4 protein-coding genes are annotated in these 26,935 nt (G+C 60.0%); all 4 read left to right on the top strand.

The window, feature by feature from the left end; genetic code table 11:
• Positions 1–478 precede the first annotated feature (478 nt).
• The gene (locus J3A71_RS28595; RefSeq protein ID WP_096425443.1) at positions 479–24,283 is read left to right on the top strand and encodes an immunoglobulin-like domain-containing protein; all 23,805 of its coding nucleotides are present in this window, start codon (positions 479–481) and stop codon (positions 24,281–24,283) included.
• Between the two features lie 170 nt (positions 24,284–24,453).
• Positions 24,454–24,795 carry a hypothetical protein gene (locus J3A71_RS28590; protein WP_016484321.1) on the top strand — a complete coding sequence of 114 codons (342 nt, stop codon included), beginning with the start codon at positions 24,454–24,456 and terminating at the stop codon, positions 24,793–24,795.
• A gap of 199 nt (positions 24,796–24,994) precedes the next feature.
• Entirely contained in the window at positions 24,995–25,894 is a 900-nt protein-coding gene (locus J3A71_RS28585) for a TauD/TfdA family dioxygenase (protein ID WP_016484322.1), read from the top strand.
• A gap of 17 nt (positions 25,895–25,911) precedes the next feature.
• On the top strand, positions 25,912–26,931 hold the full coding sequence (locus J3A71_RS28580; RefSeq protein WP_016484323.1) for an ABC transporter substrate-binding protein: 1,020 nt from the start codon (positions 25,912–25,914) through the stop codon (positions 26,929–26,931).
• The last annotated feature ends 4 nt before the right edge of the window (positions 26,932–26,935 follow it).

Genomic DNA, 26,935 nt, shown 5'->3' with positions numbered 1-26,935 from the left:
AGCGGCTGGTGTTGGCTCGTGCGGCTATACAATCCCTGGTTTTGCGGGTTTTGATGCCCCTGCCCGTCGGGTTTAAGGCAAGGTTTGTGCTTGTCTAAACGCGGCAGCCCGGGCGCTTTTAAATTGACGTCTGCAGGTTTGACGGTTGCTGAAGGGGGGGATTGTCAGCAGCATGAAATACCGACTCAGGGTGTAATAAATGTTGCCGAAAATAGCGTTGAGCGCGCTTTCGATGATGTACGACATTTGTTCTGAATGAACCGTTGGCTAAGGTACAAATATCAATGTGACATTACATTGCCGATTGTTTAGGATGGCCTGTATAAGGTCAATAGTTTGGCATTTAAGTAATTCCAAATAGTTATAGACGAAAAATTGACGAAAAAAGCGTCAAGAGATCATCGACATAGTTCCGCCTGAAGTGGCTGCGAGTGCCGCTCTGGCAGGGAAGTACCCATAGGGTCACACGGAGAGTCCAATGAGCAGCGTTGTAGCCATCGTCAAAAGCATTGTCGGCCAGGTTATTGCGGTATCCCCAGAGGGTATTCGCCGTGTGCTCATCGAAGGGGACCGCCTGTTGGCAGGTGAGGAAGTACTCACTGGCCCGGGTGGCGCAGTTACTCTTGAGCTGGCCGATGGCCGTCTGCTTGACCTTGGCCGTGACAGCCAGTGGAGTGCCGATGCGCCCGACAGCAGCACCGACCTGAGCCAGGCGACCGCACAGGCCGCACCGTCGGTGGAAGAACTGCAACAGGCGATCGCTGCAGGTGTCGACCCGACTACCGAGCTTGAGGCCACCGCAGCCGGCCCGTCCGCAGCGGGCGGCGGCGCGCTGGGCGGTGGTCACAGCTTTGTGATGCTGGAGGAAACCGCGGGCCGGGTAGACGCTACCGTCGGGTTCCCGACGCAAGGGCTGGGCTTTGCTGGCGCGCTCGATAGTGAAGAAGTTGGCTTGCTGGATACCACCAGCAACAACCAGGTGACTACGCCGACGACAGGCACCAACGTTGCTACCGACCTTATTCTTGGCGCCACTCCTTCCATCAGCGAAGCGGGTGGCGTAATCGTCTATACCGCTACGGTTGGCCAAGCGCCGACCACCAACCTGATCGTCACCCTGTCTAACGGTGCCGTTATCGTCATCCCGGCCGGGCAGACCAGCGGCAGCGTCAATGTCGTGGTTCCGGCAAATGACACGCCGTATATCGACGGTGGCCAGATCTCGGCAACTGTAACGGGTACCACCGGTGGCAACGGCCTGACGGTGACTGTGCCGCAAGCGCCGGCGGTTACCCAGGTTACCGATACCATCGACACCACCACTGCGACACTGACGGCGAATCCGTCGGTGACCGAGGGCGGTGTGATTACCTACACCGTGACCCTGAGCAACCCTGCCCAGACGCCGGTAACCGTTACTCTGTCCAATGGCCAGACCATCACCGTTGAGGCGGGCAAGACCCAGGGCAGCGTCGACTTCCAGACGCCGGCGAACGACGTCTACAACAACGGTTCGACTGTAAGCACAACCATAACCGGCGCTTCCGGTGGCAACTTCGAGCAGCTGACGCCGAATCCGACCCCGGCGCAGACCACGATCAACGATTCGGTCGACAACACCACTGCGACCCTGACCGCTTCGCCAAGCGTCACTGAAGGTGGCGTAATCACCTACACCGTGACCCTGAGCAACCCTGCCCAGACGCCAGTGACTGTGACCCTGTCCAACGGCCAGACCATCACTGTTGAAGCGGGCAAGACCCAAGGCAGCGTTGACTTCCAGACCCCGGCGAACGACGTCTACAACAACGGCTCGACCGTCAGCACAACTATTACTGGCGCTACCGGTGGTAACTTCGAACAGCTGACCCCGAATCCGACCCCGGCGCAGACCACGATCAACGATTCGGTCGACACTACCACTGCGACCCTGACCGCTTCGCCAAGCGTCACTGAAGGTGGCGTCATCACCTACACCGTGACCCTGAGCAACCCTGCCCAGACACCGGTAACCGTGACCCTGTCCAACGGCCAGATCATCACTGTTGAAGCGGGCAAGACCCAAGGCAGCGTTGACTTCCAGACCCCGGCGAACGACGTCTACAACAACGGCTCGACCGTCAGCACAACTATTACTGGCGCTACCGGTGGTAACTTCGAACAGCTGACCCCGAATCCGACCCCGGCGCAGACCACGATCAACGATTCGGTCGACACCACCACTGCGACCCTGACCGCTTCGCCAAGCGTCACTGAAGGTGGCGTGATCACCTACACCGTGACCCTGAGCAACCCTGCCCAGACGCCAGTGACTGTGACCCTGTCCAACGGCCAGACCATCACTGTTGAAGCGGGCAAGACCCAAGGCAGCGTTGACTTCCAGACCCCGGCGAACGACGTCTACAACAACGGCTCGACCGTCAGCACAACTATTACTGGCGCTACCGGTGGTAACTTCGAACAGCTGACCCCGAATCCGACCCCGGCTCAGACCACGATCAACGATTCGGTCGATACCACCACTGCGACCCTGACCGCTTCGCCAAGCGTCACTGAAGGTGGCGTGATCACCTACACCGTGACCCTGAGCAACCCTGCCCAGACGCCGGTAACCGTGACCCTGTCCAATGGTCAGACCATCACCGTTGAAGCCGGCAAAACCCAGGGCAGCGTTGATTTCCAGACCCCGGCGAACGACGTCTACAACAACGGTTCGACTGTAAGCACAACCATAACCGGCGCTTCCGGTGGCAACTTCGAGCAGCTGACGCCGAATCCGACCCCGGCTCAGACCACGATCAACGATTCAGTAGACACCACCACCGCAACGCTGACGGCGAACCCGTCGGTGACCGAAGGCGGTGTCATCACCTACACCGTGACCCTGAGCAACCCTGCCCAGACGCCGGTAACCGTGACCCTGTCCAATGGCCAGACCATCACCGTTGAAGCCGGCAAAACCCAGGGCAGCGTTGATTTCCAGACCCCGGCGAACGACGTCTACAACAACGGTTCGACTGTCAGCGTCACCATCGAGAACGCCACGGGCGGTAACTTCGAGCAGTTGACCCCGAATCCGACCCCGGCTCAGACCACGATCAACGATTCAGTAGACGCCACCACCGCAACGCTGACTGCGAACCCGTCGGTGACCGAAGGTGGTGTCATCACCTACACCGTGACTCTGAGCAACCCTGCCCAGACGCCGGTAACCGTGACCCTGTCCAATGGCCAGACCATCACTGTTGAAGCCGGCAAGACCCAAGGCAGCGTTGATTTCCAGACCCCGGCGAACGACGTCTACAACAACGGTTCGACTGTCAGCGTCACCATCGAGAACGCCACGGGCGGTAACTTCGAGCAGTTGACCCCGAATCCGACCCCGGCTCAGACCACGATCAACGATTCGGTCGACACTACCACTGCGACCCTGACCGCTTCGCCAAGCGTCACTGAAGGTGGCGTAATCACCTACACCGTGACCCTGAGCAACCCTGCCCAGACGCCAGTGACTGTGACCCTGTCCAACGGCCAGACCATCACTGTTGAAGCGGGCAAGACCCAAGGCAGCGTTGACTTCCAGACGCCGGCGAACGACGTCTACAACAACGGTTCGACCGTCAGCACAACTATTACTGGCGCTACCGGTGGTAACTTCGAACAGCTGACCCCGAATCCGACCCCGGCTCAGACCACGATCAACGATTCGGTCGACACCACCACTGCGACTCTGACTGCTTCGCCAAGTGTCACCGAAGGTGGCGTCATCACCTACACCGTGACCCTGAGCAACCCTGCCCAGACACCGGTAACCGTGACCCTGTCCAACGGCCAGACCATCACTGTTGAAGCCGGCAAGACCCAAGGCAGCGTTGATTTCCAGACCCCGGCGAATGACGTCTACAACAACGGTTCGACTGTTAGCGTCACCATCGAGAACGCCACTGGCGGTAACTTCGAGCAGTTGACCCCGAATCCGACCCCGGCTCAGACCACGATCAACGATTCGGTCGACACCACCACTGCGACCCTGACCGCTTCGCCAAGCGTCACTGAAGGTGGTGTGATCACCTACACCGTGACCCTGAGCAACCCTGCCCAGACGCCGGTAACCGTGACCCTGTCCAACGGCCAGACCATCACTGTTGAAGCGGGCAAGACCCAAGGCAGCGTTGATTTCCAGACCCCGGCGAACGACGTCTACAACAACGGTTCGACTGTCAGCGTCACTATCGAGAACGCCACGGGCGGTAACTTCGAGCAGTTGACCCCGAATCCGACCCCGGCTCAGACCACGATCAACGATTCGGTCGACACCACCACCGCAACGCTGACGGCGAACCCGTCGGTGACCGAAGGCGGTGTCATCACCTACACCGTGACCCTGAGCAACCCTGCCCAGACGCCGGTAACCGTGACCCTGTCCAACGGCCAGACCATCACTGTTGAAGCGGGCAAGACCCAAGGCAGCGTTGATTTCCAGACCCCGGCGAACGACGTCTATAACAACGGTTCGACTGTTAGCGTCACCATCGAAAACGCCACCGGCGGCAACTTCGAGCAGCTGACCCCGAATCCGACTCCAGCCTCGACTGTCATCAATGACAGCGTCGATACTGTCACCGTAAGCATCGTCAGCAATGGCAATGTGACCGAAGACCAGCAACCTTCCTTTACTGTGAAAGTAAGCCAGGCGCTGGATCGTCCGTTGACCGTCACTCTGTCGAACGGAGACACCGTGACGATCGAAGCCGGTAAGACCGAAGTCGAGTACAAGACTCCGGCTCAGGGTGATGACGTCTATCACGACGCTGGCTCCATCACCCTCAGCGTTACCGACGCTACCGTTCCAGGTGCCACTTTCGAGAACCTGGCCTTGGGTGGTCCAGCTACCGTTGAGATCTCGGACACTATCAGTGAAGTTGTGGCTAAGCTGACCGCCACCCCTTCGGTGACCGAAGGCGGCGAGATCACCTACACGATCACGCTGACCAACAAAGACGGCCTGCCGATCAACAACCACGGCGCCCTGACCTTCACGCTGAGCGACGGCAAGACCGTCATCACCGTGCCGGCCAACGGCACCAGCGGTTCGATCACCGTGACTGCTCCGGACAACGTTTACGTTGGCAGCAATACCCCGGTGGTACAGTCGATCGCAACTGTTGCTGGCGCTGATGTCGGCAAGTTCGAACAGCTGACCCTGGACAAGACGCCGGTCAGCACAACCGTTACCGATGAGCCAGGTACTCCGGGCAACCCAGGCGGCAACAACGAAGGTGACTTGGTCAAAGTAACCATCACTGCCGACCAGACTTCGGTGGCCGAGAACGTCAAACCGACGTTCACCGTGCACATCAACCAGCCGCTGGAGCACGACCTGGTCGTGACCCTGAGCAACAATGCCACGGTGACCATCAAGGCCGGCGAAACCAGTGCACCGTACGAGCACGCGGCGCAGGGCGATGACGTTTACCAGGATGCTGGCGAAATCACCCTGGGCATCAAGTCGGCGGTAGACGCTACCGGTGCTGCCTTCGAGAACCTGCAGTTGGGTGGTGATGCTTCGGTCAAAGTGACCGACACCATCGACGAAGTGGTAGCCAAGTTGACCGCAAGCCAGTCGGTCACCGAAGGCGGCGAGATCACTTACACGATCACGCTGACCAACAAAGATGGCCTGCCGATCAATAACCACTCGGAGCTGTATTTCAAGCTGACCGATGGCACCACTGTCATCGTGCCCGCGAACAGCACCACCGGTTCGGCCACTGCGACCGCGCCGGATAACGTCTATGTCGGCGCTAACGAGCCGGTGGTCAACGCCATCGACGCGGTCAGCGGCGCGGACGCGTGGAAGTTCGAAAACCTCAATCTGGACAAGACCCCGGTCAGCACCCAGGTTATCGACGAACCAGGCACCCCAGGCAACGAAGGTGACATCGTCAAAGTCACCATCACCGCTGACCAGGTATCGGTGGCCGAGAACGTTAAACCGACCTTCACCGTGCACATCAACACCGCCCTGGCCCACGACCTGATCGTGACCCTGAGCAACAATGCCACGGTGACCATCAAGGCAGGCGAAACCAGTGCACCGTACGAGCACGCGGCGCAGGGCGATGACGTTTACCAGGATGCTGGCGAAATCACCCTGGGCATCAAGTCGGCGGTAGACGCTACCGGTGCTGCCTTTGAGAACCTGCAGTTGGGTGGTGATGCTTCGGTCAAAGTGACCGACACCATCGACGAAGTGGTAGCCAAGCTGACTGCGACGCCTTCGGTTACCGAAGGCGGCGAGATCACCTACACCATCACGCTGACCAACAAAGACGGTCTGCCGATCAATAACCACTCGGAGCTGTATTTCAAGCTGACCGATGGCACCACCGTTGTCGTCGCGGCCAACAGCACCACGGGCTCGGCCACTGTAACCGCCCCGGATAACGTGTATGTCGGTACTAACCAGCCGGTGGTCAATGCCATCGATGCTGTCAGCGGCGCGGATGCGTGGAAGTTCGAAAACCTGAATCTGGACAAGACCCCGGTCAGCACCCAGGTTATCGACGAACCAGGCACCCCAGGCAACGAAGGTGACATCGTCAAAGTCACCATCACCGCTGACCAGGTATCGGTGGCCGAGAACGTTAAACCGACCTTCACCGTGCACATCAACACCGCCCTGGCCCACGACCTGATCGTGACCCTGAGCAACAATGCCACGGTGACCATCAAGGCAGGCGAAACCAGTGCACCGTACGAGCACGCGGCGCAGGGCGATGACGTTTACCAGGATGCTGGCGAAATCACCCTGGGCATCAAGTCGGCGGTAGATGCTACCGGTGCTGCCTTTGAGAACCTGCAGTTGGGTGGTGATGCTTCGGTCAAAGTGACCGACACCATCGACGAAGTGGTAGCCAAGCTGACTGCGACGCCTTCGGTTACCGAAGGTGGCGAGATCACCTACACCATCACGCTGACCAACAAAGACGGTCTGCCGATCAACAACCATTCGGCGCTATATTTCAAGCTGACCGATGGCACCACTGTTGTCGTCGCGGCCAATAGCACCACGGGCTCGGCCACTGCAACCGCCCCGGATAACGTGTATGTCGGTACTAACCAGCCGGTGGTCAATGCCATCGATGCTGTCAGCGGCGCGGATGCGTGGAAGTTCGAAAACCTGAATCTGGACAAGACCCCGGTCAGCACCCAGGTTACCGACGAACCAGGCACCCCAGGCAACGAAGGCGACCTGGTCAAGGTCACCATCACCGCCGACCAGACTTCGGTGGCGGAAAACGTCAAACCGACGTTCACTGTGCACATCAACCAGCCGCTGGATCACGACCTGGTTGTGACCCTGAGCAACAACGCGACCGTGACCATCAAGGCGGGCGAAATCAGCGCGCCGTACACCCACGATGCGCAGGGGGATGACGTCTACAATGATTCGGGCGAAATCAGCCTGGGTATCAAGTCGGCGGTAGACGCCACCGGTGCTACCTTCGAGAACCTGGAGCTGGGCGGTGCGGCTACCGTCCAAGTGACAGACACCACCGACGAAGTCGTGGCCAAGCTGACCGCGACGCCTTCGGTCACCGAAGGCGGCGAGATCACCTACACCATCACGCTGACCAACAAAGACGGCCTGCCGATCAACAACCACGGCGCCCTGAACTTCACGCTGAGCGACGGCAAAACCGTCATTACCGTGCCGGCCAATGGCACCAGCGGCTCGATTACCGTCACTGCTCCGGACAACGTCTATGTCGGCAGCAATACCCCGGTGGTGCAGTCGATCGCTACCGTTGCTGGCGCTGACGTCGGAAAATTCGAACAGTTGACACTGGACAAGACCCCGGTCAGCACCACCGTCACTGACGAGCCAGGTACCCCCGGTAACCCAGGCGGCAATAACGAAGGCGATCTGGTCAAGGTCACCATCACTGCCGACCAGACTTCGGTGGCCGAGAACGTCAAACCGACCTTCACCGTGCACATCAATACCGCTCTGGCACACGACCTGGTCGTCACCTTGAGCAACAACGCCACAGTCACCATCAAGGCCGGCGAAACCAGCGCGCTTTACGAGCACGCGGCGCAGGGCGACGACGTCTATCTGGACGGCGGCGAAATCAGCTTGGGCATCAAGTCGGCTGTGGACGTTGATGGTCGTACCTTCGAAAACCTGCAGTTGGGCGGCGATGCTTCGGTCAAAGTGACCGACACCATCGACGAGGTTGTGGCCAAGTTGACCGCAAGCCAGTCGGTCACCGAAGGCGGCGAGATCACCTACACCATCACGCTGACCAACAAAGACGGTCTGCCGATCAATAACCACTCGGAGCTGTACTTCAAGCTGACCGATGGCACCACTGTCATCGTGCCCGCCAACAGCACCACCGGTTCGGCCACTGCGACCGCGCCGGATAACGTCTATGTCGGTGCTAATGAGCCGGTGGTCAACGCCATCGACGCGGTCAGCGGCGCGGACGCGTGGAAGTTTGAAAATCTGAATCTGGACAAGACTCCGGTCAGCACCCAGGTTACTGACGAGCCAGGCACCCCTGGCAACGAAGGTGACATCGTCAAAGTCACCATCACCGCTGACCAGGCATCGGTGGCCGAGAACGTTAAACCGACCTTCACCGTGCACATCAACACCGCCCTGGCCCACGACCTGGTCGTGACCCTGAGCAACAATGCCACGGTGACCATCAAGGCAGGCGAAACCAGTGCACCGTACGAGCACGCGGCGCAGGGCGATGACGTTTACCAGGATGCTGGCGAAATCACCCTGGGCATCAAGTCGGCGGTAGACGCTACCGGTGCTGCCTTCGAGAACCTGCAGTTGGGCGGCGATGCTTCGGTCAAAGTGACCGACACCATCGACGAGGTTGTGGCCAAGTTGACCGCAAGCCAGTCGGTCACCGAAGGCGGCGAGATCACCTACACCATCACGCTGACCAACAAAGACGGTCTGCCGATCAATAACCACTCGGAGCTGTATTTCAAGCTGACCGATGGCACCACTGTCATCGTGCCCGCCAACAGCACCACCGGTTCGGCCACTGCAACCGCGCCGGATAACGTCTATGTCGGTGCTAACGAGCCAGTGGTCAACGCCATCGACGCGGTCAGCGGCGCGGACGCGTGGAAGTTTGAAAATCTGAACCTGGACAAGACCCCGGTCAGCACGCAGGTTACCGACGAGCCAGGCACCCCAGGCAACGAAGGCGATATCGTCAAGGTCACCATCACGGCCGACCAAACTTCGGTGGCCGAGAACGTCAAACCGACCTTCACCGTGCACATCAACACCGCCCTGGCCCACGACTTGGTCGTGACCCTGAGCAACAATGCCACGGTGACCATCAAGGCCGGCGAAACCAGTGCACCGTACGAGCACGCGGCGCAGGGCGATGACGTTTACCAGGATGCTGGCGAAATCACCCTGGGCATCAAGTCGGCGGTAGACGCTACCGGTGCTGCCTTCGAAAACCTGCAGTTGGGTGGTGATGCTTCGGTCAAAGTGACCGACACCATCGACGAAGTTGTCGCCAAGTTGACCGCAAGCCAGTCGGTCAGCGAAGGCGGCGAGATCACTTACACGATCACGCTGACCAACAAAGATGGCCTGCCGATCAATAACCACTCGGAGCTGTACTTCAAGCTGACCGATGGCACCACTGTCATCGTGCCCGCCAACAGCACCACCGGTTCGGCCACTGCGACCGCGCCGGATAACGTCTATGTCGGTGCTAACGAGCCGGTGGTCAACGCCATCGACGCGGTCAGCGGCGCGGACGCGTGGAAGTTCGAGAACCTGACCCTGGATAAGACCGAGGTCAGCACCAGCGTTACGGATGAGCCTTCCGGGCAGGGTGACCTGGTGAAGGTCAGCATTACGCCGGTCACCGACACGGTGAACGAAGCGACTGCGCCGACCTTCAAGCTCACCCTGAACCAGGCCATCGATAAACCGCTGACCGTGCTGCTGAGCACCGGTGAAACCGTGGTGTTCGCTGCTGGCGAGACCACCAAGACCATCTCGGCGCCGGCCCAAGGCGATGACGTCTTTGTTGATAAAGGCACCATCACCGTTAGCATCGACAAGGCCACCGTCACCGGTGCGCCGCTGGAAAACCTGCAGATCGGCGACCCGGCCACTGTCAACGTGACCGATACCATCAGCAAAGTCACCGCTGTCCTGTCGGTGGACAACACCGCTGTCGTCGAAGGCGGCAAGATCACCTACACCGTGACCCTGATCAGTGAAGACACCAAGCTGCCAGTGACTGGCCACGGCGGTGTGACCGTGACCCTGACTGGCGGCACGGTCGTGACTATTCCGGCGGGTTCTGCTTCGGGTACCGCCTTCGTCACTGCACCGAACGACCTGTTCACCGGTGGCCAGCCTGCGATCACCAAGTCGATCACCGACATTTCGGTCACCGGTGACACCAAGTTCGAAAACCTGGTGACCGATAAGACGCCAGTGACCACTACTGTCAGCGACGAGCCGAACGGCAGCGACAACCTGGTCAAGGTCAGCATCACGCCGGTCACCGAGTCGGTGAACGAAGCGACTGCGCCGACCTTCAAGGTGACCCTGAACCAGGCCATCGATAAACCGCTGACCGTGCTGCTGAGCACCGGTGAAACCGTGGTGTTCGCTGCTGGCGAGACCACCAAGACCATCTCGGCGCCGGCCCAAGGCGATGACGTCTTTGTTGATAAAGGCACCATCACCGTTAGCATCGACAAGGCCACCGTCACCGGTGCGCCGCTGGAAAACCTGCAGATCGGCGACCCGGCCACTGTCAACGTGACCGACACCATCAGCAAAGTCACCGCTGTCCTGTCGGTGGACAACACCGCTGTGGTGGAAGGTGGCAAGATCACCTACACCGTGACCCTGATCAGTGAAGACACCAAGCTGCCAGTGACTGGCCACGGTGGTGTGACCGTTACCTTGACCGGTGGCACTCAGGTCACCATCAACCCAGGCTCGGCCACCGGCACCGTGGAAATCACCGCGCCGAACGACCTGTACGCGGGCGGCCAGGACGCAATTACCAAGTCGATCACCGGTATCGAAGTCACCGGCGACACCAAGTTCGAGAACCTGGTGACCGACAAGACCCCAGTGACCACTACCGTCAGCGACGAGCCAAACGGCGCCGGGAACCTGGTGAAAGTCAGCATCACGCCGGTCACCGACACGGTGAACGAAGCGACTGCGCCGACCTTCAAGCTCACCCTGAACCAGGCCATCGATAAACCGCTGACCGTGCTGCTGAGCACCGGTGAAACCGTGGTGTTCGCTGCTGGCGAGACCACCAAAACCATTTCGGCGCCTGCCCAAGGCGATGACGTCTTTGTTGATAAAGGCACCATCACCGTTAGCATCGACAAGGCCACCGTTACCGGTGCTCCGCTGGAGAACCTGCAGATCGGCGACCCGGCCACTGTCAACGTGACCGACACCATCAGCAAAGTCACCGCTGTCCTGTCGGTGGACAACACCGCTGTGGTCGAAGGCGGCAAGATCACCTACACCGTCACCCTGATCAGTGAAGACACCAAGCTGCCAGTGACTGGCCACGGTGGTGTGACCGTTACCTTGACCGGTGGCACTCAGGTCACCATCAACCCAGGCTCGGCCACCGGCACCGTGGAAATCACCGCGCCGAACGACCTGTACGCGGGCGGCCAGGACGCAATTACCAAGTCGATCACCGGTATCGAAGTCACCGGCGACACCAAGTTCGAGAACCTGGTGACCGACAAGACCCCGGTCACCACTACCGTCAGCGATGAGCCGAACGGCAACGACAACCTGGTCAAGGTCAGCATCACGCCGGTCACCGAGTCGGTGAACGAAGCCACTGCACCAACCTTTAATGTCACCCTGAACCAAGCGCTGGACAAGGCGCTCACCGTTGTCCTGAGTACTGGCGAAACCGTGGTGTTCGCCGCTGGCGAGACCACCAAGACCATCTCGGCGCCGGCCCAAGGCGATGACGTCTTTGTTGATAAAGGCACCATCACCGTCAGCATCGACAAGGCCACCGTCACCGGTGCGCCGCTGGAAAACCTGCAGATCGGCGACCCGGCCACTGTCAACGTGACCGACACCATCAGCAAAGTCACCGCTGTCCTGTCGGTGGACAACACCGCTGTGGTCGAAGGCGGCAAGATCACCTACACCGTCACCCTGATCAGTGAAGACACCAAGCTGCCAGTGACTGGCCACGGTGGTGTGACCGTTACCTTGACCGGTGGCACTCAGGTCACCATCAACCCAGGCTCGGCCACCGGCACTGTGGAAATCACCGCGCCGAACGACCTGTACGCGGGCGGCCAGGACGCAATTACCAAGTCGATCACCGGTATCGAAGTCACCGGCGACACCAAGTTCGAGAACCTGGTGACCGACAAGACCCCAGTGACCACTACCGTCAGCGACGAGCCAAACGGCGCCGGGAACCTGGTGAAAGTCAGCATCACGCCAGTCACCGACACGGTGAACGAAGCCACTGCACCAACCTTTAATGTCACCCTGAACCAAGCGCTGGACAAGGCGCTCACCGTTGTCCTGAGTACTGGCGAAACCGTGGTGTTCGCCGCTGGCGAGACCACCAAGACCATCTCGGCGCCGGCCCAAGGCGATGACGTCTTTGTTGATAAAGGCACCATCACCGTTAGCATCGACAAGGCCACCGTTACCGGTGCTCCGCTGGAGAACCTGCAGATCGGCGACCCGGCCACTGTCAACGTGACCGACACCATCAGCAAAGTCACCGCTGTCCTGTCGGTGGACAACACCGCTGTGGTCGAAGGCGGCAAGATCACCTACACCGTCACCCTGATCAGTGAAGACACCAAGCTGCCAGTGACTGGCCACGGTGGTGTGACCGTTACCTTGACCGGTGGCACTCAGGTCACCATCAACCCAGGCTCGGCCACCGGCACTGTGGAAATCACCGCGCCGAACGACCTGTACGCGGGCGGCCAGGACGCAATTACCAAGTCGATCACCGGTATCGAAGTCACCGGCGACACCAAGTTCGAGAACCTGGTGACCGACAAGACCCCAGTGACCACTACCGTCAGCGACGAGCCAAACGGCGCCGGGAACCTGGTGAAAGTCAGCATCACGCCAGTCACCGACACGGTGAACGAAGCGACTGCCCCGACCTTCAAGGTGACCCTGAACCAGGCCATCGATAAGCCGCTGACCGTGCTGCTGAGCACCGGTGAAACCGTGGTGTTCGCCGCTGGCGAGACCACCAAGACCGTTTCGGCGCCAGCCCAGGGCGATGACGTGTTCATCGACAAGGGCCAGATCACCGTCAGCATCGACAAGGCCACCGTTACCGGTGCGCCGCTGGAAAACCTGCAGATCGGTACCCCGGCGACCGTTCAGGTCACCGACACCATCAGCAAAGTCACCGCCGTCCTGTCGGTGGACAACACCGCTGTGGTCGAAGGTGGCAAGATCACCTACACCGTCACCCTGATCAGTGAAGACACCAAGCTGCCAGTGACCGGCCACGGCGGTGTGACCGTGACCCTGACTGGCGGCACAGTCGTGACTATTCCGGCCGGCTCGGCCTCGGGTACCGCCTTCGTCACTGCACCGAACGACCTGTTCACCGGTGGCCAGCCTGCGATCACCAAGTCGATCACCGACATTTCGGTCACCGGCGACACCAAGTTCGAGAACCTGGTGACCGACAAGACCCCGGTCACCACTACCGTCAGCGATGAGCCAAACGGCAACGACAACCTGGTCAAGGTCAGCATCACGCCGGTCACCGAGTCGGTGAACGAAGCCACTGCACCAACCTTTAACGTCACCCTGAACCAAGCGCTGGACAAGGCGCTCACCGTTGTCCTGAGTACTGGCGAAACCGTGGTGTTCGCAGCTGGCGAGACCACCAAGACCATTTCGGCGCCTGCCCAGGGCGATGACGTCTTTGTTGATAAAGGCACCATCACCGTTAGCATCGACAAGGCCACCGTTACCGGTGCGCCGCTGGAGAACCTGCAGATCGGCGACCCGGCCACTGTCAACGTGACCGACACCATCAGCAAAGTCACCGCTGTCCTGTCGGTGGACAACACCGCTGTGGTGGAAGGTGGCAAGATCACCTACACCGTCACCCTGATCAGTGAAGACACCAAGCTGCCAGTGACTGGCCACGGTGGTGTGACCGTGACCCTGACTGGCGGCACGGTCGTGACTATCCCGGCCGGCTCGGCCTCGGGTACCGCCTTCGTCACTGCACCGAACGACCTGTATGCCGGTGGCCAGCCTGCGATCACCAAGTCGATCACCGACATTTCGGTCTCGGGTGACACCAAGTTCGAAAACCTGGTGACCGACAAGACCCCGGTCACCACTACCATCAGCGACGAGCCGAACGGCAGCGATAACCTGGTGAAAGTCAGCATCACTCCAGTCACCGACACGGTGAACGAGGCGACTGCGCCGACCTTCAAGCTCACCCTGAACCAGGCCATCGATAAACCGCTGACCGTGCTGCTGAGCACCGGTGAAACCGTGGTGTTCGCCGCTGGTGAAACCACCAAAACCATTTCGGCGCCTGCCCAAGGCGATGACGTCTTTGTTGATAAAGGCACCATCACCGTCAGCATCGACAAGGCCACCGTCACCGGTGCGCCGCTGGAGAACCTGCAGATCGGCGACCCGGCCACTGTCAACGTGACCGATACCATCAGCAAAGTCACCGCTGTCCTGTCGGTGGACAACACCGCTGTCGTCGAAGGCGGCAAGATCACCTACACCGTGACCCTGATCAGTGAAGACACCAAGCTGCCAGTGACTGGCCACGGCGGTGTGACCGTGACCCTGACTGGCGGCACGGTCGTGACTATTCCGGCGGGTTCTGCTTCGGGTACCGCCTTCGTCACTGCACCGAACGACCTGTTCACCGGTGGCCAGCCTGCGATCACCAAGTCGATCACCGACATTTCGGTCACCGGCGACACCAAGTTCGAGAACCTGGTGACCGACAAGACCCCGGTCACCACTACCATCAGCGACGAGCCGAACGGCAGCGATAACCTGGTGAAAGTCAGCATCACTCCAGTCACCGACACGGTGAACGAGGCGACTGCGCCGACCTTCAAGCTCACCCTGAACCAGGCCATCGATAAACCGCTGACCGTGCTGCTGAGCACCGGTGAAACCGTGGTGTTCGCCGCTGGTGAAACCACCAAAACCATTTCGGCGCCTGCCCAAGGCGATGACGTCTTTGTTGATAAAGGCACCATCACCGTCAGCATCGACAAGGCCACCGTCACCGGTGCGCCGCTGGAGAACCTGCAGATCGGCGACCCGGCCACTGTCAACGTGACCGATACCATCAGCAAAGTCACCGCTGTCCTGTCGGTGGACAACACCGCTGTCGTCGAAGGCGGCAAGATCACCTACACCGTGACCCTGATCAGTGAAGACACCAAGCTGCCAGTGACTGGCCACGGCGGTGTGACCGTGACCCTGACTGGCGGCACGGTCGTGACTATTCCGGCGGGTTCTGCTTCGGGTACCGCCTTCGTCACTGCACCGAACGACCTGTTCACCGGTGGCCAGCCTGCGATCACCAAGTCGATCACCGACATTTCGGTCACCGGCGACACCAAGTTCGAAAACCTGGTGACCGATAAGACGCCAGTGACCACCACTGTCAGCGATGAGCCGAACGGCGCCGGGAATCTGGTGAAAGTCAGCATCACTCCAGTCACCGAGTCGGTGAACGAAGCGACTGCGCCGACCTTCAAGCTCACCCTGAACCAGGCCATCGATAAGCCGCTGACCGTGCTGCTGAGCACCGGTGAAACCGTAGTGTTCGCCGCTGGCGAGACCACCAAGACCATCTCGGCGCCGGCCCAAGGCGATGACGTCTTTGTTGATAAAGGCACCATCACCGTCAGCATCGACAAGGCCACCGTCACCGGTGCGCCGCTGGAAAACCTGCAGATCGGCGACCCGGCCACTGTCAACGTGACCGATACCATCAGCAAAGTCACCGCCGTCCTGTCGGTGGACAACACTGCTGTGGTCGAAGGTGGCAAGATCACCTACACCGTGACCCTGATCAGCGAAGACACCAAGCTGCCAGTGACCGGCCACGGCGGTGTGACCGTGACGCTGACTGGCGGCACAGTCGTGACTATTCCGGCCGGCTCGGCCTCGGGTACCGCCTTCGTCACTGCACCGAACGACCTGTTCACCGGTGGCCAGCCTGCGATCACCAAGTCGATCACCGACATTTCGGTCACCGGCGACACCAAGTTCGAGAACCTGGTGACCGACAAGACCCCGGTCACCACTACCGTCAGCGATGAGCCAAACGGCAACGACAACCTGGTCAAGGTCAGCATCACGCCGGTCACCGAGTCGGTGAACGAAGCCACTGCACCAACCTTTAACGTCACCCTGAACCAAGCGCTGGACAAGGCGCTCACCGTTGTCCTGAGTACTGGCGAAACCGTGGTGTTCGCAGCTGGCGAGACCACCAAGACCATTTCGGCGCCTGCCCAGGGCGATGACGTCTTTGTTGATAAAGGCACCATCACCGTCAGCATCGACAAGGCCACCGTTACCGGTGCGCCGCTGGAAAACCTGCAGATCGGTACCCCGGCGACCGTTCAGGTCACCGACACCATCAGCAAAGTCACCGCTGTCCTGTCGGTGGACAACACCGCTGTAGTCGAAGGTGGCAAGATCACCTACACCGTGACCCTGATCAGCGAAGACACCAAGCTGCCAGTGACCGGCCACGGCGGTGTGACTGTGACCCTGACTGGCGGCACAGTCGTGACTATTCCGGCGGGTTCTGCCTCGGGTACCGCCTTCGTCACTGCACCGAACGACCTGTATGCCGGTGGCCAGCCTGCGATCACCAAGTCGATCACTGACATTTCGGTCTCGGGTGACACCAAGTTCGAAAACCTGGTGACCGATAAGACGCCAGTGACCACCACTGTCAGCGATGAGCCGAACGGCGCCGGGAATCTGGTGAAAGTCAGCATCACTCCAGTCACCGAGTCGGTGAACGAAGCGACTGCGCCGACCTTCAAGGTGACCCTGAACCAGGCCATCGATAAGCCGCTGACCGTGCTGCTGAGCACCGGTGAAACCGTGGTGTTCGCCGCTGGCGAGACCACCAAGACCATTTCGGCGCCAGCCCAGGGTGATGACGTGTTCATCGACAAGGGCCAGATCACCGTCAGCATCGACAAGGCCACCGTTACCGGTGCGCCGCTGGAGAACCTGCAGATCGGTACCCCGGCGACCGTTCAGGTCACCGACACCATCAGCAAAGTCACCGCTGTCCTGTCGGTGGACAACACCGCTGTGGTGGAAGGTGGCAAGATCACCTACACCGTGACCCTGATCAGTGAAGACACCAAGCTGCCAGTGACTGGCCACGGTGGTGTGACCGTTACCTTGACCGGTGGCACTCAGGTCACCATCAACCCAGGCTCGGCCACCGGCACCGTGGAAATCACCGCGCCGAACGACCTGTACGCGGGCGGCCAGGACGCAATTACCAAGTCGATCACCGGTATCGAAGTCACCGGCGACACCAAGTTCGAGAACCTGGTGACCGACAAGACCCCAGTGACCACTACCGTCAGCGACGAGCCAAACGGCGCCGGGAACCTGGTGAAAGTCAGCATCACGCCGGTCACCGACACGGTGAACGAAGCGACTGCGCCGACCTTCAAGCTCACCCTGAACCAGGCCATCGATAAACCGCTGACCGTGCTGCTGAGCACCGGTGAAACCGTGGTGTTCGCCGCTGGTGAAACCACCAAAACCATTTCGGCGCCTGCCCAGGGCGATGATGTGTTCATCGACAAGGGCCAGATCACCGTCAGCATCGACAAGGCCACCGTTACCGGTGCGCCGCTGGAGAACCTGCAGATCGGTACCCCGGCGACCGTTCAGGTCACCGACACCATCAGCAAAGTCACCGCTGTCCTGTCGGTGGACAACACCGCTGTGGTGGAAGGTGGCAAGATCACCTACACCGTGACCCTGATCAGTGAAGACACCAAGCTGCCAGTGACTGGCCACGGTGGTGTGACCGTTACCTTGACCGGTGGCACTCAGGTCACCATCAACCCAGGCTCGGCCACCGGCACCGTGGAAATCACCGCGCCGAACGACCTGTACGCGGGCGGCCAGGACGCAATTACCAAGTCGATCACCGGTATCGAAGTCACCGGCGACACCAAGTTCGAAAACCTGGTGACCGATAAGACGCCAGTGACCACTACTGTCAGCGACGAGCCGAACGGCGCCGGGAACCTGGTGAAAGTCAGCATCACTCCGGTCACCGAGTCGGTGAACGAAGCGACTGCGCCGACCTTCAAGCTCACCCTGAACCAGGCCATCGATAAACCGCTGACCGTGCTGCTGAGCACCGGTGAAACCGTGGTGTTCGCCGCTGGTGAAACCACCAAAACCATTTCGGCGCCTGCCCAGGGCGATGATGTGTTCATCGACAAGGGCCAGATCACCGTCAGCATCGACAAGGCCACCGTTACCGGTGCGCCGCTGGAGAACCTGCAGATCGGTACCCCGGCGACCGTTCAGGTCACCGACACCATCAGCAAAGTCACCGCTGTCCTGTCGGTGGACAACACCGCTGTGGTGGAAGGTGGCAAGATCACCTACACCGTGACCCTGATCAGTGAAGACACCAAGCTGCCAGTGACTGGCCACGGTGGTGTGACCGTTACCTTGACCGGTGGCACTCAGGTCACCATCAACCCAGGCTCGGCCACCGGCACCGTGGAAATCACCGCGCCGAACGACCTGTACGCGGGCGGCCAGGACGCAATTACCAAGTCGATCACCGGTATCGAAGTCACCGGCGACACCAAGTTCGAAAACCTGGTGACCGATAAGACGCCAGTGACCACTACTGTCAGCGACGAGCCGAACGGCGCCGGGAACCTGGTGAAAGTCAGCATCACTCCGGTCACCGAGTCGGTGAACGAAGCGACTGCGCCGACCTTCAAGCTCACCCTGAACCAGGCCATCGATAAACCGCTGACCGTGCTGCTGAGCACCGGTGAAACCGTGGTGTTCGCCGCTGGCGAGACCACCAAGACCGTTTCGGCGCCAGCCCAGGGTGATGACGTGTTCATCGACAAGGGCCAGATCACCGTCAGCATCGACAAGGCCACCGTTACCGGTGCGCCGCTGGAAAACCTGCAGATCGGTACCCCGGCGACCGTTCAGGTCACCGACACCATCAGCAAAGTCACCGCTGTCCTGTCGGTGGACAACACCGCTGTAGTCGAAGGCGGCAAGATCACCTACACCGTCACCCTGATCAGTGAAGACACCAAGCTGCCAGTGACTGGCCACGGCGGTGTGACCGTGACCCTGACTGGCGGCACAGTCGTGACTATTCCGGCGGGTTCTGCCTCGGGTACCGCCTTCGTCACTGCACCGAACGACCTGTATGCCGGTGGCCAGCCTGCGATCACCAAGTCGATCACTGACATTTCGGTCTCGGGTGACACCAAGTTCGAAAACCTGGTGACCGATAAGACGCCAGTGACCACCACTGTCAGCGATGAGCCGAACGGCGCCGGGAATCTGGTGAAAGTCAGCATCACTCCAGTCACCGAGTCGGTGAACGAAGCGACTGCGCCGACCTTCAAGGTGACCTTGAACCAGGCCATCGATAAGCCGCTGACCGTGCTGCTGAGCACCGGTGAAACCGTGGTGTTCGCCGCTGGCGAGACCACCAAGACCATTTCGGCGCCAGCCCAGGGTGATGACGTGTTCATCGACAAGGGCCAGATCACCGTCAGCATCGACAAGGCCACCGTTACCGGTGCGCCGCTGGAGAACCTGCAGATCGGTACCCCGGCGACCGTTCAGGTCACCGACACCATCAGCAAAGTCACCGCTGTCCTGTCGGTGGACAACACCGCTGTAGTCGAAGGTGGCAAGATCACCTACACCGTGACCCTGATCAGCGAAGACACCAAGCTGCCAGTGACCGGCCACGGCGGTGTGACCGTGACCCTGACTGGCGGCACGGTCGTGACTATCCCGGCCGGCTCGGCCTCGGGTACCGCCTTCGTCACTGCACCGAACGACCTGTATGCCGGTGGCCAGCCTGCGATCACCAAGTCGATCACTGACATTTCGGTCTCGGGTGACACCAAGTTCGAAAACCTGGTGACCGATAAGACGCCAGTGACCACTACCGTCAGCGACGAGCCAAACGGCGCCGGGAACCTGGTGAAAGTCAGCATCACGCCGGTCACCGACACGGTGAACGAAGCGACTGCGCCGACCTTCAAGCTCACCCTGAACCAGGCCATCGATAAACCGCTGACCGTGCTGCTGAGCACTGGTGAAACCGTGGTGTTCGCCGCTGGTGAAACCACCAAAACCATTTCGGCGCCTGCCCAGGGCGATGACGTGTTCATCGACAAGGGCCAGATCACCGTCAGCATCGACAAGGCCACCGTCACCGGTGCGCCGCTGGAGAACCTGCAGATCGGAACCCCGGCGACCGTTCAGGTCACCGACACCATCAGCAAAGTCACCGCTGTCCTGTCGGTGGACAACACCGCTGTAGTCGAAGGTGGCAAGATCACCTACACCGTGACCCTGATCAGCGAAGACACCAAGCTGCCGGTGACTGGCCACGGTGGTGTGACCGTCACCCTGACCGGTGGCACTCAGGTCACCATCAACCCGGGCTCGGCGACTGGCACTGTCAGCATCAATGCCCCGGATGATGTTTATACGGGCGGTCAGGACACCATTACCAAGTCGATCACCGGCATTGCTGTCGCTGGCGACAAGGTCTTCGAAAACCTTGTGGCAGGTACCAACTCCGTCAGCACCACGGTAAGTGACGAGCCAAGTGGCCAAGGTGATATTGCCAAGGTCAGTATTACCGGCACCACTTCGCTCACCGAAGGCGAAACTGGCGCTTACACGCTGACCCTGACCCACGCCTCCAAGGCCGAAGTCACGATCACCCTCAGCTACAGCGGCACCGCCAAAAACGGTGAGGACTTCACCGGTGTCACCACCGTGAAGATCCCGGCCAACAGCACAGGCACCACGTTCAACATCGCTACCATCGACGACAAGCTGGTCGAAGGTACCGAGAACTTCGTGGTGAAGATCGAAACTGCCACCGGTGGCAACTTCGAGAACCTGCAGGTTGATAGCAGTAAATCGAGCGTGACTACCACCATCCTCGACAACGACAACCTGCCGGTTTCACCTGGTGGCGCGGTGTTTGGCGTGGAAGACACCGACTACGTGTTCGCCTGGAGTGATTTCAAAGTCACCGATGCCGATGGCAACACCGGTCTGTCCGTGACCATTACTTCGATCCCTGGTGCCGGCAACCTGCAGTTCTTCAACGGTACTGCCTGGGTGAATGTGACCGTTGGCCAGGTGGTGAGCCAGGCTGACATCATTGCCAAGAACCTGAAATTCGTTCCGCTTCTCAACCAGTCGGGCTCGGATAACTACGGTGGCAATGGCGTGGGTAACCAGAAGGCTGACTACGCACAGTTCAAGTACAAGCCGAACGATGGCACCAACCTGGGCACAGAAGTGACCATGAAGGTCGACATCAGCCCGGTAGCCGACAAACCGACGCTCAGCTTCGGCAGCGCCGATATCGACTCCAAAGGCCTGACCAAAGAAGTCTGGACCAGCCTCAAAGGCCTCGGTACTGGCGGCAATGGCATTACCGGCGAGGACCTGAAGACGGTATTTGCCAACTCTGGCAATGCCAACTCCAGCAGCACCACTACCAACGTGCAGTCCGATGGCAGCGTCACTGCTGGCACCGGTTCGAAAACGTCGGGCCTGATCTACCTGGAAGCCGGCAAGACCTACACCTTCAGCGGTACCGCCGACGACAGCTTCGTGGTCACCATTGGTGGCAAGACGGTGGTCACGGCCACCTGGGGTGCCGGTGGCCAGGTTTCGGGTACCTTCACCCCGAACACCAGTGGCTACTACCCGATCGAGGTCTACCATGCCAACCAGTCTGGTCCAGGCAGCTATGACCTGAACATCCAGGTAGGCTCGGGTGCGGTCACTGACCTGAGCAGCTCGAACATCAAGATGTATCAGAACGTGACCGAGATGGCCAACGCCGGCTTGGGCGTGTCCGATCTGCACACCGTGAATGGTCAGAGCTACTACGACGGCTACAAACTGAACGAAGGGCCGGAAGGTGGCTCGGTGAAACTGGTTGGTATTAATACTGCCCTGACCGACACCGATGGCTCCGAAACCCTGAACGTTAGCCTCAGCGGCATTCCGAAAGGCACTGTACTCAGCGATGGTGCAGGCCACACGGTCACAGTAGGCAGCGCACCGGTGGATGTGACCGGCTGGAAACTCAGCGGCCTTACCCTCACCCCACCGACCTACTACAAAGGCTCGTTCGACATCACGGTCACCTCGACTGCCACCGAAAGCCTGGGCGGTTCGGCCATCACCACCGGCAACATCCCGGTGACGGTGTACGGCGCAACCTACAAGGCCAGCGTGGGTACTTCGGGCAATGACACACTGACCGGCAGCGAAGGCAACGACATCATCGTCGCCGACGTGTCGGGCCTGAACGTGGTGGCGGGCAAGAACTACAATATTGCGTTCATCGTCGACAGCTCCGGCAGCATGACCGATGCGTCTATTGCCGCAGCCAAGGCCCAGCTGGCGTCTGTGTTTGCCACCTTGAAAGCCAGCCTGGGCTCGGACACCTCGGGTACGGTCAACATCTTCCTTGTCGACTTCGACACGCAGGTCAACAAGAACGTTGCTGTGAACCTGGCCGATCTTAACGCCTTGAATGACCTGCAAGCGGTCCTGAAGTCGATGCAAGGCGGGGATGATGGTGGTGGCACCAACTACGAAGATGCCTTCAAGACCACGGCCAACTTCTTCAAGAGCACAGTTGCGATCAGCAATACCGGTGCAGAGAACCTGACGTACTTCATCACCGACGGTAAGCCGACCTATTACCAGCGAAATGAAGTAACCGATAAACGCCTGTGGACTGGTGGCAAAACGCTTGACGAAGTAGTCAATGTCAATAACTACAAAGCTGGGGGCACGTTCAGTGAATGGGCCGATTCGACTCACAAGGTCGACATCAGCAGTGCTGGCGTTGTCAAGGTATCGACGTATGGCTACAACTGGTGGGGCAGCTGGGGTGTAACTTCCACAGAGACTGTGGGGACCATTCATGCCCAAGGGGACGGCACATATGAGTTCTCCAGCCTGGGTGGCACAGGTAGGGGGACTAGCTCGAACTGGTCCGATTCAGCATCCAATACGACTGATAGCTTCACGCTGCTGGGCGGCAGCACCACCTTGCAAGGCTTGAGCAAGGTGCAGGCGATTGGACTGAACGATGATGTCAGCCTCTCCGACCTGAAGCCCTATGACAGTGCCGGCAAGCCGCAGACTAATATCGATCCTTCCAATCTGGCCAGCGCAATCCTTGGGCATACCGAGGCAACGCTGCCAGGTGCAGACAGCATCGATGGCGGCAACGGCAACGACATCATTTTCGGTGACCTGATCACCCTCAACGGTGTCGTCAGCGAGGGCTACCAAGCCCTGCAAGCGTACGTTGCGCAAAAGAGCGGTGTCGAAGCCAGTGCTGTTACCACCAGCAACGTGCACCAGTACATCACCGAGCACTACACCGAGTTCGATATCTCCGGTGCCAACGATGGCAAGGACTTCTTGTCCGGCGGCAACGGCAACGACATCCTCTTCGGCCAAGGTGGTAACGACACGCTCGATGGTGGCCGGGGTAATGACATCCTGCTGGGCGGTACTGGCAATGACACCCTGATCGGTGGCCACGGCGACGATATCCTGATCGGTGGCAGCGGTGCCGACACCTTCGTGTGGAAGGCGGGTGATTACGGCAACGACGTGATCAAGGACTTCAAGGTAGGCGAGAAAGACAAGATCGACCTGAGCGATCTGCTGCAAGGTGAGAAGGGCAGCACGATCGACAACTACCTGAAACTCACCACGGTGGAAGGCACTACCACGTTGCAAGTCAGCAGCGAAGGCAAGCTCAACGCCGCAGGTGGTATCGCCAACGCCGACGTGACCATCAAGCTGGAAGGGGTGAACTGGTCCAACACCACGATCAACTCGTTGATCAGCGGTGCTGACCCGACCATCATCATCCACAACAAAGACAGCTGATGCGCTGGAGGGCCGCTTTGCGGCCCTTTCGCGACACAAGGCCGCTTCCACACGGGTCTTTCCCGCAATCTGCTGACAGCGCATACTCTGGCGCCGGGCCTGCGCGCCTGGCGATCTTTGCCTATGCTGCTGTCTACCAACAAGGAACCAACGTGACGAGGGACACCGCCATGTTCTACGTGCAACGCGACGCCACCGGCCAGTTGCTGCGGGTAGAAGCAGCCGCTTTTGACCAGTTCACCGAAATGCTCCCCGCCGACCATGCCGATATCCAGGAATGGTTTGCCGATGACGTCGTGGAAAACAGCCTCAACCAGCTCAAGCAAAGCGACCTGGACATGATCCGCGTGCTCGAGGACCTCATCGACGTGCTGACCGCCAAGGGCGTGTTCAAGATCACCGACTTGCCCGCCGGCGCCCAGGCCAAGCTGCTCAACCGCTCCACCGCGCGCAAGGCGCTCAGCAGCCTTAACAACCTGATCGACGAAGAAGAGCAGGGCGGGCTGATCTGACAGCTGGGCAGCCCCGGCGACCGTGATATGGTTATTCTTTAAAGGTATTTAAAATATCGCACTTATGACTTTATAGTCACATCCACTGCGTACCCGTCGACCAATCGATGCGCCGCACGACTTGAACCCACACGGGAAATCCCCGTGCGTTTCTGATCGTTGCGCGCTCTTGAAGTCGCGCACTGCGTGGGAGTGATAAATGTCAGCCGCCTCGAACGCCTTGTCGACCATCGACAGCGCCCAGCCGCAAGTTTTCGAAATCCGCCCGTTCTCCGGTGCCGTAGGCGCCGAGATCATCGGCCTGGACCTGGCCAAACCGGTCAACGCCGAGGATTTCGGCCGTATCCATCGCGCCCACCTCGACCACCATGTGCTGGTGTTTCGCGACCAGCGCATCAGCCCGGAACAGCAGATAGCCTTCAGCCGCCGCTTTGGCGAGCTGCAAATTCATGTGCTCAAGCAGTTCCTGCTCACAGGTCATCCCGAGATCCTGATCGTTTCCAACATCATCGAAAACGGCCAGAACATCGGCCTGGGTGATGCCGGCAAGTTCTGGCACTCCGACCTGTCATACAAGGCGTTGCCCAGCCTCGGTTCCATGCTGCATGCCCAGGAACTGCCCAGCGAAGGCGGCGACACGTTGTTCGCCGACATGCACAAAGCCTGGGACGCCGTACCCGGCGCCCTGCGCAAGATAGTCGAGGGCCGCAGTGCTGCTCACTCCTACACCGCCCGGTACGGCGAGACCAAATTCGAAGGCAACTGGCGCCCGACCCTGACCGCCGAACAGTTGGCGCAGGTGCAGGAAGTCATTCACCCCGTGGTGCGCACCCACCCGGAAAACGGCCGCAAGGCACTGTTCGTCAGTGAAGGGTTCACCACCCGCATCATCGGCCTGCCAGACGACGAAAGCCGCGACGTGCTGCAACAGCTATACGCCCTGAGCGTGCTGGAGCAGAACACCTACCGCCACCAATGGCAGCCCCACGACCTGGTGTTCTGGGACAACCGCTCGCTGATCCACCTGGCCACCGGCTGCCCCGCACACCTGCGACGCAAGCTGTACCGCACCACCATCCAGGGCGACGCCCCGTTCTGACGACTGAGGACATCTTAATGCGCAAATCCATCAGCCGCCTGGCGGCAAGCATCGGCCTGGGCGCGAGCCTGGTCGTCGGCACCCTGGCCGCCCCCGCAGCGGCCCAGGCCGAAGGCAAGATCCGTATTGCCGAACAGTTCGGCATCGTCTACCTGCTGCTGAACGTGGTGCGTGACCAGCACCTGATCGAAAAGCACGGCAAGGAGCAGGGCATCGACATCGAGGTCGACTGGGCTCAGCTGTCGGGGGGCTCGGCCATCAACGACGCACTGTTGTCCGGCTCGGTGGACATCGCCGGTGCGGGTGTCGGCCCCCTGCTTACTGTGTGGGACCGCACCAAGGGTCGGCAGAACGTGAAGGCGGTGGCCTCGCTGGGCAACTTCCCGTACTACCTGGTCAGCAGCAATCCCAACGTGAAGACTATCGCTGACATTTCCGACAAAGACCGCATCGCTGTGCCAGCGGTGGGTGTTTCGGTGCAGTCGCGCTTCCTGCAGTACGCCGCGGCCCAGCAGTGGGGCGACAAGGAATACAACCGCCTCGACAAATACACCCTCGCCGTACCGCACCCGGATGCTACCGCCGCGTTGCTGGCCGGCGGTACCGAGCTGAACGGGCATTTCTCCAACCCACCGTTCCAGGACCAAGTGCTGGCCAACAAAGACGTGCACGTGGTGCTCAACAGCTATGACCTGCTCGGCCCCAACTCGCCGACCTTGCTGTTTGCCACCGAGAAATTCCGCAAGGACAACCCCAAAACCTACAAGGCCTTCGTCGACGCCCTGGCCGAAGCCGCAGACTTCGCCCAGAAAGACAAGGCCGCTGCCGCCGACACCTACATCCGTGTGACCAAGGCCAAGATCGACCGCGACGCGCTGATCAAACTGATCGACAACCCGCAGTACGAATTCACCGTCACGCCAAAGAACACCTACAAGCTGGCCGATTTTCTCTATCGGGTCGGCGCCATCAAGCACAAGCCGGAATCGTGGAAGGATTACTTCTTCCAGGATGAACGCCCGCTGCAGGGGAGCTGATCGA

It is taken from the genome of Pseudomonas sp. PvP089, assembly GCF_017875165.1.
GTDB lineage: Bacteria > Pseudomonadota > Gammaproteobacteria > Pseudomonadales > Pseudomonadaceae > Aquipseudomonas > Aquipseudomonas fortuita.
This window is presented reverse-complemented; position numbering and strand designations above follow the sequence as displayed.

Coding starts and splice junctions, on each gene's coding strand:
- J3A71_RS28595 (WP_096425443.1), top strand. CDS start 479: ATGAGCAGCGTTGTAGCCATCGTCAAAAGCATTGTCGGCCAGGTTATT.
- J3A71_RS28590 (WP_016484321.1), top strand. CDS start 24,454: ATGTTCTACGTGCAACGCGACGCCACCGGCCAGTTGCTGCGGGTAGAA.
- J3A71_RS28585 (WP_016484322.1), top strand. CDS start 24,995: ATGTCAGCCGCCTCGAACGCCTTGTCGACCATCGACAGCGCCCAGCCG.
- J3A71_RS28580 (WP_016484323.1), top strand. CDS start 25,912: ATGCGCAAATCCATCAGCCGCCTGGCGGCAAGCATCGGCCTGGGCGCG.